Source organism: Verrucomicrobiota bacterium (assembly GCA_016871675.1).
Lineage (GTDB): Bacteria > Verrucomicrobiota > Verrucomicrobiia > Limisphaerales > VHCN01 > VHCN01.
Genome location: VHCN01000079.1, coordinates 1 through 13,667 on the forward strand (window position 1 = coordinate 1; position 13,667 = coordinate 13,667).

Annotated in this window: 10 protein-coding genes; 8 read left to right on the plus strand and 2 right to left on the minus strand. The window is 67.2% G+C overall.

The window, feature by feature from the left end; all coding sequences use genetic code 11:
- From FJ386_13365 to FJ386_13380, 4 genes are all read left to right on the plus strand, one after another.
- On the plus strand, window positions 1-354 hold a 354-nt coding region (locus FJ386_13365; GenBank protein MBM3877681.1), incomplete at its 5' end, for a DUF1501 domain-containing protein.
- Window positions 354-2,855, plus strand: a complete 2,502-nt coding sequence (locus tag FJ386_13370) for a DUF1553 domain-containing protein (GenBank protein ID MBM3877682.1) — start codon at window positions 354-356, stop codon at window positions 2,853-2,855. The genes FJ386_13365 and FJ386_13370, both read left to right, overlap by 1 nt.
- A gap of 54 nt (window positions 2,856-2,909) precedes the next feature.
- Window positions 2,910-3,221 (plus strand): hypothetical protein, encoded by a 312-nt coding sequence (locus FJ386_13375; protein MBM3877683.1) that lies wholly within the window; start codon window positions 2,910-2,912, stop codon window positions 3,219-3,221.
- A gap of 8 nt (window positions 3,222-3,229) precedes the next feature.
- Complete coding sequence (locus tag FJ386_13380; protein MBM3877684.1) at window positions 3,230-5,374, plus strand: formylglycine-generating enzyme family protein; 2,145 nt, start codon at window positions 3,230-3,232, stop codon at window positions 5,372-5,374.
- Between the two features lie 6 nt (window positions 5,375-5,380).
- Here FJ386_13380 and FJ386_13385 read toward each other — a convergent pair whose 3' ends face one another.
- Entirely contained in the window at window positions 5,381-7,195 is a 1,815-nt protein-coding gene (locus tag FJ386_13385) for a hypothetical protein (protein MBM3877685.1), read from the minus strand.
- A 716-nt stretch (window positions 7,196-7,911) separates the two neighbouring features.
- Between FJ386_13385 and FJ386_13390 the strand changes: the two genes are divergently transcribed.
- Genes FJ386_13390 through FJ386_13400 form a run of 3 tightly spaced genes read left to right on the plus strand, consistent with a single transcriptional unit; the run spans window position 7,912 to window position 11,042 of the window.
- Window positions 7,912-9,162 (plus strand): MFS transporter, encoded by a 1,251-nt coding sequence (locus FJ386_13390; protein MBM3877686.1) that lies wholly within the window; start codon window positions 7,912-7,914, stop codon window positions 9,160-9,162.
- A gap of 10 nt (window positions 9,163-9,172) precedes the next feature.
- Window positions 9,173-10,045: an SDR family oxidoreductase gene (locus FJ386_13395; GenBank protein ID MBM3877687.1), complete on the plus strand. Its 873-nt coding sequence runs from the start codon at window positions 9,173-9,175 to the stop codon at window positions 10,043-10,045.
- Window positions 10,046-10,079: 34 nt separating this feature from the next.
- On the plus strand, window positions 10,080-11,042 hold the full coding sequence (locus FJ386_13400; GenBank protein MBM3877688.1) for a tRNA glutamyl-Q(34) synthetase GluQRS: 963 nt from the start codon (window positions 10,080-10,082) through the stop codon (window positions 11,040-11,042).
- Between the two features lie 18 nt (window positions 11,043-11,060).
- Here FJ386_13400 and FJ386_13405 read toward each other — a convergent pair whose 3' ends face one another.
- Window positions 11,061-12,428: a DUF1501 domain-containing protein gene (locus tag FJ386_13405; protein MBM3877689.1), complete on the minus strand. Its 1,368-nt coding sequence runs from the start codon at window positions 12,426-12,428 to the stop codon at window positions 11,061-11,063.
- On the opposite strand from FJ386_13405, the gene FJ386_13410 reads away from it, so the two are divergent.
- Window positions 12,427-13,667 (plus strand): zinc-binding dehydrogenase (locus FJ386_13410; GenBank protein MBM3877690.1); only part of this gene is annotated, 1,241 nt, incomplete at its 3' end. The genes FJ386_13405 and FJ386_13410 overlap by 2 nt on opposite strands.

A 13,667-nucleotide genomic window follows, 5' to 3' on the forward strand; every position in this document is an offset into this window, starting at 1 on the left:
AGCGCGCTCATCGAAGACCTCGCGCAGCGCGGCCTGCTCGGTGACACGCTCGTCTGCAACCTCGCCGAGTTCGGCCGAACGCCCCGCGTGAATCCCGCCGGCGGCCGCGACCACTGGCCTCAATGCTGGACAATTTATTTCGCCGGCGGCGGCGTGAAGGGCGGCCGTGTGGTCGGCAAATCCGACGAAATCGGCGGCTTCCCCGCCGAGCGGCCGGTGAAGCCCGCGGAAGTCGTCGCCACCATCTATCACAGCCTCGGGCTCGACCTCGACGTGCACCTGCCCGGCCCGCAGACCCGGCCGTTCCCGCTGGTGGACTTCGGCACGCAGCCGGTGAAGGAGTTGTTCGCCTGATGCGCCCTTCCGGCGCGGGAGAGTTTTTCGTGAACTGCCGTTCGAAAGTGAACCCCCTCGTTTCAGTCGCGTGTTTCATCGCATTCGTGACCGTCGCGAACGCGGCTTCGCTCACGCTGCTTCCGTCCCAATTCACCTTCACCGGTCCCGCATCGCGGCAGCAACTCGTCGTCGAGCATTCCAGCGGCGGGAAGTTTCTCGGCCAGGTAACGAACGGCCTCACGTTCACTTCGAGCAACGAGCGTGTGGTGCGGATCGAAGGCGACACGGCGGTGCCCGTCAGGAATGGATCGGCCACCATCACCGCGCGCGCGGGCCGGCAGTCCGCGAAGGTCGCCGTTTCCGTGACGGGCATGGACAAGCCGTTCGAGTGGAGCTTCCGCAATCACGTGCAGCCCGTGCTTGCGAAGGCCGGGTGCAGTTCCGGCGCGTGCCATGGCGCGGCGGCCGGTCAGGGCGGCTTCCGGCTTTCACTGCGCGGTTACGACGACGAGGGCGACCATCGCGCGCTCACGCGGCATGCGCTCGGCCGGCGCATCGTGCCCGGCGATCCCGGCCGCAGCCTCGTCCTGCTCAAGCCCACCTCGACCATCCCGCACAAGGGCAGCAAGCGATTCGACGTGGACTCGCTCGAATACAAGATCCTGTCCGAATGGATCGCCGAGGGCGCGCAAGGCCCGCGCGCTGATGAGGCTCGCATCGCGCGCCTCGAGGTTCTTCCCGACCTCACCACGCTCCAGCCGGGCGCGACGCAGCAACTCCTGGTGCGCGCGCACTTCAGCGACGGCTCCGTGCAGGACGTCACCCGCTGGGCGAAATACACCGACGCCAACGCCGCGGTCACCGCCGTCAACGACACGGGCAGCGTGACCGTGCTCGGCCACGGCGAAGGCGCGATCACCGCGTGGTATTTGAGCCGCATTGCGACGGCGACGGTCACCGTGCCTTACACGAACAAGGTCGCGGCCGCGGTCTTTGCGAAGGCGCCGCGCCGCAACTTCATTGATGACCTCGCGACGGAAAAACTCCGCGAGCTGAACCTCCCGCCGTCCCCGCGCTCGGGCGATTCCGAGTTTCTGCGGCGCGCGTTCCTCGACACCATCGGACTGCCGCCGGCCGCCGCGGAGGCGCGCGAGTTTCTCGCGGACCCTTCGCTGAAAAAGCGCGACGCGCTCATCGAGCGGCTCCTCGCGCGGCCGGAATTCGTGGACTACTGGACTTACAAGTGGAGCGACCTGCTGCTGGTGAACAGCGACAAGTTCCGCCCCGCGGCCATGTGGAGCTACTACAACTGGATTCGTTCGCACGTCGCGGCGAACACCCCGTGGGACCGCTTCGTGCGCGAGCTCGTCACCGCGCGCGGCAGCACGGCCGAGATGGGCGCGGGCAACTTTTTCGTGCTGCACGACGACCCGACCACAATGGCCGAGACCACGACCGTCGCTTTCATGGGCCTCTCGATCACTTGCGCCAAGTGCCACAACCACCCGATGGAGAAGTGGACCAACGACGAATACTTCGGCTTCGCAAACCTGTTCGCCCGCGTCCGCGCCAAGAACGGCGCCGCCGAGGGCGAGCGCATCATCTTCGCCGCCGCCGAGGGCGACATCATCCAGCCGCTCACGGGCAAGCCGCAAAAGCCGCGCCCGCTCGATGGCAAGCCCCTCGCGTTCGACGCGCCCGGCGACCGGCGCGACGTGATGGCAAGCTGGCTTGTGTCTCGGGACAATCCGTATTTTTCGCGCTCCATCGCGAACCGCGTGTGGGCCAACTTCATGGGCGTCGGGCTGGTCGAGGCCGTGGATGACCTTCGCGTGACGAATCCCGCGAGCAACGAAAAACTGCTCACCGCGCTCGGCCGCCACCTCGCCGACCGGAACTTCGACCTGAAGGCGCTCATGCGCGCCATCCTCCAAAGCGAGACCTATCAGCGCACGAGCGCCGCCCTGCCGTCGAACGCCGCGGACACGCGCTTCTACTCGCACTATTACCCGAAGCGGCTCATGGCCGAGGTGCTGCTTGACTCCTATTCGCACGTGACCGGCGTGCCGACGGACTTCTTTCAGGACAAGCGCAACGCGAATCAAGGCCGCGGCCCGGCGTATCCGGTGGGATTCCGCGCGCTGCAACTGCCCGACACGAAGACCGACTCCTATTTCCTCCGCACCTTCGGCCGGCCCGACCGCGACCGCACGTGCGAGTGCGAGCGCACCGGCGAGCCGAGCATGGCGCAGGCGCTGCACATCGCCAACGGCGACACGCTGAACCGGAAACTTGCCGCCAAAGGCAACCGCCTCGAACAGCAGCTCGCCTCCGGCACGCCGGACGCGCAACTGGTCGAAGACGTGTTCCTCGCCGCGCTCGCGCGATTCCCGACGGAGGCGGAGAAGACGACGTTCACCGACACGCTTGCCGCGTGCGCCGCCGCCGGGAGGCGCGCCTTGCTTGAGGACATCTATTGGAGCCTGATGAGCAGCCGCGAGTTTCTGTTCAATCACTGACCAACCGCTCCCTCGCGCGGCGCGAAGAGGACGGGCGACGCAGCGCACGGAACCATGGCTACTGAACTTGCCGAGTTTGCCCGCACCCATGCCGGGTGGGTCCTTCCGCTGCTCTGCTTGAGCTGCCTGGCGGTGCTGGTGGGGCTGTTCTCGATCCAGCGGCGGCAGTTGCGCGCGCTCCAGACCTGGGAGGAGGAGCGGAAACGGGCGGATCAACAGCGACTCGAGCAGTCGCGGGCGCACCTGGCTTCCGAGCAGGCGGAGCGTGACGCGCGGCTGCAACGGGAGAAGCAGGTCCAGCAATCGCGCCAGTTGATGGCCAACGCCATCGCGACACTCCAACAACTCAAGAGGCACTCGGAATGAACCCGGAGATGACGCGCAAACTTGCCGTGCTGCAGGTGACCGCCGAGGCGCTCACGGAGGCGAGCCAGAGCTTTACGGACACCGCCGATCTGCTCGCGCACCGGCAGTTTCAGATCGAACTGGAGGAATTCTTCGCCGCGCAGCAGGCCTCGGGCGCGATCACAGGCGACCCGGTCGCGCTCATCACCGCGGACATCGAGCGCGCCGAGGCCGCGCTTGGCGCGATCGAGGCGTTCATCAAGACGCAGCTCGACCTGGGCAAGGAGGTGCTCTCGCCCGCGGCTCATTCGTTGAACCTGGCCGTCATCGCCGAGGCGAAGGACAAGGCCACGGCGGCGCTCGGCGAACTGGTCGCGCACCAGCACCGGCTGGCCGACGCGTTCCAGCCGGGGGACATCACGGGCGCCGAGTCCCATCTCGACATCGCCCACGAACTCCGCGCGTTCTGCAAGATTCGCCGCGCGTCGTCCGTCTTGCTCCAGTCCTCGCGCCGCGACCTCGCGCAGTTCGCGCACGGCGAGGGCGTCTTCCACAGCGATGTCGTGCTTCACTTGATGGGCGTGAAGACCGCGTGCGACGTGCTTGTGGCGAAACACGCCGAGCAGAAGGAAGCGCTCGACCAGGCGCACGCGCTCGCGGAGAACGCGGACTTCGTGCGCGCGGCCAACCTGCTCACCAGCCTGAACCAGATTTTCGGCGACCTGCCCTACCACCACATCAACGAGGTGCTCGACCAGTGGAAGAAGCAGTTGTCGGACGTCGACGACCGGTTTGCGCGGCTGAAAGTCCAGGTGCTCGCGCCGTGGGGCGCGCCGTTCGCGCAACCGTGGAAGATCGCGCCGAAGCAGGCCGCCACGGATGATCGGCTCCAGCAATTCCACGACGACCTCATCCAGTTTCAGATCAACCTCGCCAACTGGAAGAACTCCGATTTTGCGTTCGAAGGCAAGCGGCTCTTCAAGCGGCTCAGCAACGAGCAGCACCAGTTGAAGGAAGCCGTCGCGAAAAACTTTGAGCGCGCCCGGCGATGGGCGTGGGCGCAGTTGTTCTTTGCTGTCACGGCCACCGGCCTCGCCTCGCAGTTCTGGCGTTCGCTCTGGCCGCTGGTGGTGCCCATCGTCGGCGCCTGGGCGTTGTGGCGGGTCGGCGCGAAGGTTCATGCGCGGCTGCTCGCCCGCACCACGGTGGACTTCCGGCTCGAGGCCAACGGCCGCGCCATCGAGGACGCCCACATGCTCGTCGTGTTCCTCAACGGGGTTCCATTTCACCCCGGCGCGCACGTCAAGCCGGGCACCTACCAGCTCACCCTCGACACCGGGTTGTTCGAGCCCGTCTCGCGCACCGTCTCCATCGGCCTCGGCCGCTGCAACGCGCTCGGGGCGATGGCCGTCCGCCTGAACAAGCAGACCTTCGTCAACACGCTCGCCATGCGCTTCGTGCCCGTGGCCGGCACGCCGGTCTTCTTCGCCATCTGGCCCACGCGCGTCCAGGATTACGCGGTGTTCGCCAAGCAGACCGATCATGCGTGGACACGGCCGACGTTCAAACAAGAGGCCGACCATCCCGCGGTCAACGTGAGCTGGAACGACGCCCTCGCCTTTTGCGCGTGGCTCACGGAGAAGGAGCGCCGCGAGCAGCGCATCGGCGAGAACGACACGTATCGGCTGCCCAGCGACCTCGAATGGAGCGCCGCCGTCGAGCTCGCCAAGGAACCCGGCGCCACGCCCGCGGAGCGCGATTGCGCGACGGCCGGCGTGTTTCCGTGGGGCCGCGACTGGCCGCCGCCGAAGGGCGCCGGCAACTACGACCCGCACCTGCACGTGGACGAGCATGACTTCACCTCCCCGGTCGGCGCCTTCAAGGCGAACGGGCAGGGACTCCACGACCTCGGCGGCAATGTGTGGGAATGGTGCCAGGACCCTTACAACAACGAGGGGAAATATCGCACGCTCCGCGGCGGCTCGTGGCGCTCGGCCAAGCCCGTGCATCTGCTTTCGTCCGCGCGGCTGTTCGATTCGCCCGGCCATCGGGTGAACATCATCGGCTTCCGCGTCGTGCTCGAAGCGCGCCGGCCAAGTCCCGTGCTGCAAGGCCGGCCCGAGCCCGCCCCCGCTGCGCAGCCTGCGCCGATTCCCGCGGCGGCGGCGGAGTGACACGCCTCATCGCGGTGTCGCCGCGGCATTCGTTTCTGCGGCGGCCGGACGCGCCTCGACGAACGGCGCGCCGATGCGAATCCAGTGAACGAGGAGTCCGATTTCCTCCGGCGTTAACGGCTCCTTGCCTTCCGGCGGCATGATCTCCTCGTTGCCGGGCGGCAGGCTGACCAGGTGCAGCGCGTGGCTCTTCCACGGGTCGCCCGCGACGATGCCCGGCTTCTCGCTCTCGCCGGCCTTGAGCGCATGGTGCGCGGAATCGATCCGGTAGCCGCCCTTTTGTTTCTCCGGCCCGTGGCAACGGACGCACTTGGCCGCCAGCAATGGTTGCACTCGCTCGACAAAGAACCGCTGCTTCTCGTCGAGCGTCCCGGCCGCGGACGGCATGTCGGACGTCGTCCCCGTGGACGGTTCCTCGAGAAGTTCGCGAACGAACTCGGGCGCGTTCTCAGTCAGGTAAGTCGAGCCGTGCGTGAGGTTTCCGCCGTAGTGACCGGCCACCACCAGCAACGCGAACGTGAGCACGAGGCACGCGCGATAGCCGGCCGTCCATGCCATGCGATGCTCGTTGCGATAGGCCACGCGCTGGCAACCGAGCGTGAAGAGCGTCGCAATCGGCACGGCCATGCCGATCCACCGATGCAGGCTCAGCGCCCGCATCTCGTAGCCGCCCGAAGCTGCGCGGAGAATGCCGAGCCCGGCCGTAACCAACCCGCTCGCGAGGCTCAGCCACAACACGAGCGTCGTCACGCGCTTGAGTTCCGCGCTCGGGCGGAAGTGGCGGTAGATTTCGAGGATCACTCCCATCGTGAGGAATCCGATCGGCAGGTGCAGCACGACGGTGTGAAACGGCGCAAGGAACGGGCGCCACTGGAAAATCTTCGGTCCACCGTCCGCGGCGGCCGTGGCTCCGTGGGCGAAGCTCGCGCACGCGAGCCACATCACGGCCGACGCCGCGCACCTCAGGACATTGGAGTGTGGGCTGCGTCGCGAGGGTGGCTTCATCCGGTTCGCAGCTCGTCGGGTTGCGGCGTTCACAAGGCCCACCACGCGGGCAGGTCGTTTTTGGTCGCGGTGAGGATTTCCGTCAGCGCGCGCCGCGTGTCCGCGCCGAGATGCCGGAACGCCGGCGACGTGTCTTCGCCGCTGAGCACTTCCCAAAGGCGCTTGTAGAGCCGCTTGCGCGCGGCCGCGGGCAGGTTGCTCCACGACTCGGAGTAGATCATGAAGCTGCACGGGAACTTGAACAGCCGCGTCTGCAGATCGAACTGCCGGAGTGAGCGCCCCTGCTTGTCGCGCGCGCCGCCCTTCTCGAAGGCCGTGACAAACGCGCTGGACCCCGTGACGGCGGAGCCAAGCGGCGCCTCGTCGGCAAAGAGCAGGTATTTGAGCACCGCCTCCACGGCCGGCGCGGCGGGCGCGATCGTGCCGGTGTCGCGCAGCGCCGCCTGCGTTTCGTAGGCGAGGCGCGTGAGCAGGTTGTGCATGTGCGCCTGATGATCGAGCACGAGCAGCGCGACGATGTCGCTGCCCGGCTCGGGATACTTCGAGGTTTCGAAGTAGCGGCGCAATTCGGCGAGGTTTCCATTCGCGAGCGGGTTGCGCTTGTGCTGCGCGATGGCCTCGGCGCCAAACAGGTTGCCGAGATGCGGCTGGCTGCCGTGCTGGCCGGTGACGAAGTATCCGCCCCATCGATCCGCGATGGGCGTGCGGTGGTTGATGCTCCGTCCGCTCAACAAATCCACGTCGCCCTCCTGGTCGGTGAGAAACGAACGCGCCAGCAGCCCGGGAACGCCGAGCGACTTCGCCGTCGCATGGCATTCGAGGCAGCGATCGTCGCGCACCGGCATCGGCGTGGGCGAAAACTTCTGCTCGACCGTGTAGAATGCGACCCCGAGCCGCGGGTCGCTCGCGGCCAGCTCGATGTTGGGCGCGTCGGGCACGTAAGCGAGCCAGACGTGGTCGTTGAAGTAGAGCGCGCGTGGATTGTGCGGCGAGATGAAGTGCCGCAGCGGCGACGTCTTGGAGAACACGAGCAACTGCGACGACGCGGGCAGGCCGAGTTCTCGCAGCAACGAGGGCAGGTAGCCTTGCTTCGCGTCGAACGCCAGTTTGGCCTCGCCGCGCTCGAGCCGCTTCTGAAGCGCGGTGATGGCGCCCGACGGTTCGGTTTTGCGGTATCCGCTCATCTCCTCGTCGAAGACCGCGGGCGCCGGCTTCGGCGGCAAGTCTGCTGCAGCGAGCGTTCCGCCGAGTGCCGCTGAGCAACTCGCGATGACGGCCACCGCAAGCTGCGCGAAGGAATGCATTCGAGTATCCATAAGTTTAGAGTGAGCATTCCGCTCCTCCACCCACTGAATACCCTTCTGACGGCACCCCCTGCTGCGCCCACGTTGGCGTAGATTGAACCGATCTTGCGCCGGGCCGCGCACAGGAAGTTGAGCCGCACTTTGCGGCCCAATCGCCTTGCCAGCTTCCGGGCCGGATGTTGCACTGGCGCGGATGTCCACGTTTACCCGCAGTCCTGCGCCATCCGAATGAACACGACCCCCGACGCTCCGGGCCAGCGTAAAGTGCTCACGGTCGTCGTGGCCTTCCTCGGTTGGATGTGCGCCGGCGTCCAGATGGGCACGCTGCCGCTCGCGTCGCTCTCCGTCTCGCGCGACCTCATGGGCGATGCGTTCGACAAGGACACTTCAGCCGTTTGGTTTGGCTACTTCACCGCCGCGCTCAGCCTTGGTGCGGCGACGGGCGGCATCCTGCTCGGCTGGCTCGGGGACCGGTGCGGCCGCGCGCGCGCGATGGGCGTGAGCATCCTGTGCTACACGGTGTTCGCGGGCGCGTGCGCGTTCGTGAAGACGCAGGAACAACTGCTCGTGCTGCGCTTCCTCGCGGGGTTGGGCGTCGGCGGCATGTGGCCGAACGGCGTCTCGCTCGTCTCCGAAGTCTGCCCCGATGTGTCGCGCCCGTGGATGGCCGGGCTCATCGGCACGTCGGCCAATGTCGGCATGCTGGTCATTTCGCTCATGAGCCGCATGTGGACGGTGACGCCCGAAAACTGGCGTTGGCTGTTTCTTGCGTCCGCCGCGCCCGCGATCGTCGGCATCGTTGCGTTGGCGCTCGTTCCCGAGTCGCCGAAGTGGCTCGCGACGCGCAACAACCCACACCAGAAGACGGACACACCGATGCGCGAGTTGTTCCACCCGGCGTTACGACGCACGACCATCATCGGAATCCTGCTCGCTTCCATCCCGCTCGTCGCGGCGTGGAGTTCCGGTCGCTGGCTCACGCCTTGGGCGGATGCCGTCGCCGGGGCGGAGCATCCCGGCTACAAGGCCACGACCCAGGCCTGTTGGGCGTCCGGCGCAGCGGTCGGCAGCTTCTTCGGCGCACAAGTGGCGAGCATGTTCGGCCGGAGGCTCACCTACTTTCTCATCAGCCTCGGCTCGGTCTCGCTGACGTTCTTCATCTTCTGGTTTCTGCGTCCTTTGCACCCGGCGTTCCTGCCGATGGTGGTGGTGCAGGGACTCATCGCGACGCTGTTCTTCGGCTGGCTGCCGCTGTGCCTGCCGGAGCTCTTTCCGACGCGCGTGCGGGCGTCGGGCACGGGGCTGAGCTACAACTTCGGCCGGTTTGCCGTCGCCGGCGGAGTGCTGACCGCGGGCGCGCTTACAAGTTTCTTCGGCGGCTACTCGAAGGCCGGCGCCATCATGGGGCTCGTGTATGGCCTCGGGATGATCGTCATCTGGTTCGCCCCGGACACGACGGGCAAGAAGCTCGAAGACTGATCCGCCCGCCGTGAACGACTCGACTGATGACGCCCGGCCCGTCGCATGGATCACCGGCGGGGGCGGCTTGATCGGCAGCAACCTCGTCCGGGCGGCAGCCGAATTCGCGGCGCGGTGGCGAGTCGTCGGCTTGACGCGCGACCGGCTCGACCTGGCCGCTTTTGCCGCTGTCGAGGCTGCATTCCGCGCGACGAAACCCTCGCTCATCATTCATTGCGCCGCGATGAGCCGCGCTCCGGAGTGCGAAGCGAATCCAAGGCTCGCCCGCTTGCAAAACGTGGACGTGACCGCGCAACTCGCGAAACTCGCGGCCGGAATTCCATTCGTGTTCATCAGCACCGACCTCGTCTTTGATGGGCGAAAAGGCGGCTACAAAGAACCGGATGCGGTCGGTCCGCTCGGCGTTTACGCCGAGACCAAGGTCGCTGCCGAGCGGGTCGTGCTTGCGAATCCCCGGCACCTCGTCGTGCGGACATCGCTCACCGGCGGAACGTCGCCGGCGGGCGATCGCGGCTTTAACGAACAACTGCGCAGGGCGTGGTCCGCGGGCGCGGTGCCGAAGCTCTTCGAGGACGAGTATCGCTCTCCGCTTGCTGCGACCGTGACCGCGCGGGCCATTTGGGAACTGGTGATGCTCGGCACGACCGGCCTGCTGCACGTCGCCGGGCGCGAACGCCTCTCGCGCCTGCAAATCGGGCACCTGGTCGCCGCGCGATGGCCGCACTTGAAGCCGCGCATCGAGGCGGCTTCCATCGCGAGTTACACGGGACCGCCGCGGGCACCGGACTCGTCGCTCGACTCGGCGAAGGCGCAGTCGCTCCTCTCATTCCCGCTTCCCGGGCTTGCCGAATGGCTTGCCTGTCATCCGGACGAAACGTTCTGATTCCCGCGTGGACTTGCAACCCCGACCGACGAACTTGCCGCCGCGCCCGTATCGCGGACGGCTCGCGCCGTCGCCGACGGGGTTGCTTCACACCGGGCACGCGCGGACTTTCTGGACGGCCCAGCAGCGCGCACTCGATCACGGCGGCACGCTCGTGTTGCGGAACGAAGACCTCGACCCGCAGCGCTCGAAACCAGAATTCACCGACGCCATGCTCGAGGACTTGCGGTGGATGGGATTCACGTGGACTGAAGGTCCCGACATCGGCGGACCGTTCGCGCCTTATTCGCAGTCCTCTCGAATGCATCACTATCGTGCAGCGTTCGACCGGCTCCGTGCCGGCGGGTTCTTGTTTCCCTGCACATGTTCGCGGCAGGACGTGCTCCGCGCGGTTGCAGCGCCCCACGAGGGCGAGGAGGAACCGGTCTATCCCGGCACTTGCCGGGCCCGGGCGGGCTCGGCGTTTGGAGTTTCCAATTCCCCAATCGAGGCGTCGCCAACCCGCGATGAATCGAAAGGGGGTTCAGGCTCGAATCCCCGGGCCGGGCACGCGAAACCGAAACTGAACTGGCGCTTTCGCGTCCCGGATGGCGAGGTGATTCGATTCACGGACGCGGCGCTCGGGCCACAGGCGTTCGTTGCCGGCAAGGACTTCGGTGATTTCGTCGCGTGGCGCCACGACGACGTCCCCTCGTATCAACTCGCCGTCGTGGTGGATGACGCCGCGATGGGGATCACCGAGGTCGTGCGCGGCGAGGACTTGCTGCACTCGACGGCGCGGCAACTTCTTCTTTACCGCGCGCTCGGAATGTCGCCGCCGGATTTTCTCCACTGCCCGCTTGTGAGGGATGCCTCCGGGCAGCGGCTCGCGAAACGCCACGACGCATTGAGCCTCCGCGCATTGCGGGCAGCGGGGCGTTCGCCGGCGGCGGTTCGCGCGGAGTGGACGTTCGCCGCGCGTGTCGCGAAAATCAACCGCGGGTTTGCCTTCCCTTGAAAATGGAATCGCCAGCGCTCACGCCAGCAACTCTGCAATCGCCCGTCCCGGCCGCACGAATTGTGGTCGCCCGCCGTTGTCCAGCAGCATCTGCTGCTCGGGCACGCCGAGCAGATGGTAAACCGTCGCGATCAGGTCGCGCGGGGCGACTGGATTCTCAGCGGGAAATGCCGCCTCCTTGTCGCTCTTCCCGTAAACAAATCCGCCCTTCACGCCCGCGCCCGCCAGCACGCTCGTGAAACAGCCGCCCCAATGGTCGCGCCCGTCGCGTCCGGCGCCCGCGTCGCTCGACCGCTGCCCCACGCGCGGGGTGCGGCCAAACTCCCCGGTCCAGATGACAAGCGTGTCGTCCAGCATCCCGCGGGACTTCAGATCGTCGAGAAGCGCGGAGAACGCCCGGTCGGCGACAGGCATGAGGCGCGTCTTCAAGTCGGTGAAGTTCCGGCTGTGCGTGTCCCAATACACGCTCACGTTTTTCGTGCCGTCGTTCGGCCAGAACACCGTGACCAGCGGCACGCCGCGCTCGACGAGCCGCCGCGCTTGCAGCACAGACTGGCCGTGCGGATTCAACCCGTATCGCTCGCGCAGCTTGGTGGATTCCTCGCCGAGGTTGAACGCGTCGCGCTCCGTGGCCGCCGCCGTGAGCAGCTCGAACGCGCGCCGCGAGTTCAAATCTTGCGCCGCGAAGTTGGGCGCGAGCGATTCCAGCCGCCGGTCAAGATGCGAGGCGAGGTCGCGGCGTTCCTGAAGCCGCCGCACGGACAGCTCCGGGTGGAGCGTGAGCTCGCCGATGCGGTAGTCCGGCCGGCTCGGGTCGGCGTCGATCGTCAGCGGGTCGTGCAGCGGGCCGAGCCAGCCCGCGAATTGTCCCTGGCTCTGCTCGACGAACCGCGGCACGTCGTTCTCGAGCTTTGGCCGCATCGAGACAAACGGCGGCAATGCGCCGCTCCCGCGCCAGAGGCTCGACAGCACGGCGCCCATGTGCGGCCACTCGGCGCGCTTGTCGGGCGTCTTGACCGGCGGTTCGCCCGTGAGCAGATACGAGGTCGCAGTCGTGTGGTCGCCGTTGTCGTGCGTCATCGAACGCACCTGGCAAAGCAGGTCCATCCGTCGCGCGAGCATCGGGAAGTGCTCGCACACGCGGATGCCCGGCACATGGGTCGCGATGGAGTTGAACTCGCCGCGCACTTCCGACGGCGCGTCAGGCTTCAGGTCCCACGTGTCTTGATGCGCCGGCCCGCCCCACATGAAGAGCAGGATGCACCGCTTGGCGCGGCCAAACGAACCGCCCGCCGGAGCCTCCCCGGCCCGGGCGCGAACCCAGTCCGCTGCGGTCAATCCGAACAATCCAAGCGCCCCGGCGCGCAGCAATTCGCGGCGCGTCATGCTCCACGGTCGGACTCGTTTGGGCTCGGGCAGGGTCACAGCTTTTGGAGAAGTTGCCCGATGCTCCGATGCTGGTCAATCCAACCGATCGACACGCATTTCGTGTCGCTCAATTCCGTTGCCCTTCCCTGCCCTGCCTTCCTATCGTCCCGCCATGCCCACCGCCAAGGCCGCCGTGCTCGAGCGATTCTCCGCGCCGCTCACGCTTCACGACTACGAACTCCCCTCGCGCATCGAGCCGGGCGCCGCGCTCGTGCGCACGGAGATGGCCGGCATTTGCGGGACCGATGTGCATCTTTGGAAAGGCGAACTGCCCATCACGCTGCCGGTCATTCTTGGACACGAAACAGTCGGCCGCATCGCACGACTCGGCGACGGCCTGGAAACCGACTGGGCTGGCCAGCCGCTGGACCTCGGCGACCGCGTGACGTGGAGCGCGGGGCTTGCGTGCGGACGCTGCTACTATTGCGCGGAGAAGCGCCAGCCCACGCGCTGCCTGCATCGGCGCGCCTACGGCATCAGTTGCCCGTGCGCCGCGCCCCCGCACCTGCTCGGCGGTTATGCGGACTTCCACTACCTCAGCCCGCGCACCGCGCTCTTCAAGCTGCCCGACGACCTGCCCACCGAGGCGATCATCGGCGCGGGCTGCGCGCTCAACACCGCCGTGCACGGCATCGAGCGCACGGGCATCGCGTGGCGCGACACCGTCGTGGTGCAGGGCGCGGGACCCGTCGGCATCGCGGCGCTCGCGGTGGCGAAGAGCGCGGGCGCGGGACAAGTCATCGTCCTCGGCGCGCCCCAACACCGCCTCGACATGGCGAAGCGCTTCGGCGCGGATGCCGTCCTGGACATCGCGCAGCTTCGCACCCCTGCCGAACGCATCGCCGAAGTGAAACGGCTCACCGGCGGACACGGCGCGGATGTCGTGCTCGAATGCGTCGGTCTTCCGGCCGCCGTGCCCGAGGGGATGGAGATGTGCCGCGACGGGGCCAAGTTCCTTGTGCTCGGCCAATATTGCGACGCGGGCGCGGTGCCGATGAACCCCCACGTGATCACGCGCAAGCAACTCACCGTGCTCGGCTCTTGGGGAAGCGAGCCGCGGCACTTGAAGGCGGCCATCGAGTTCTTGCGCACGACGCCGGACGCGTTTCCATTCGCCAGCATGGTGACGCATCGCTTCCCGGTGGAGCGCGCGAACGACGCGCTTCAAGCCACCGCGAGCTGGACCGCCGCCAAGAG

Coding starts and splice junctions, on each gene's coding strand:
- FJ386_13370 (MBM3877682.1), top strand. CDS start 354: ATGCGCCCTTCCGGCGCGGGAGAGTTTTTCGTGAACTGCCGTTCGAAA.
- FJ386_13375 (MBM3877683.1), top strand. CDS start 2,910: ATGGCTACTGAACTTGCCGAGTTTGCCCGCACCCATGCCGGGTGGGTC.
- FJ386_13380 (MBM3877684.1), top strand. CDS start 3,230: ATGACGCGCAAACTTGCCGTGCTGCAGGTGACCGCCGAGGCGCTCACG.
- FJ386_13385 (MBM3877685.1), bottom strand. CDS start 7,195: ATGCCATGCGACGGCGAAGTCGCTCGGCGTTCCCGGGCTGCTGGCGCG.
- FJ386_13390 (MBM3877686.1), top strand. CDS start 7,912: ATGAACACGACCCCCGACGCTCCGGGCCAGCGTAAAGTGCTCACGGTC.
- FJ386_13405 (MBM3877689.1), bottom strand. CDS start 12,428: ATGACGCGCCGCGAATTGCTGCGCGCCGGGGCGCTTGGATTGTTCGGA.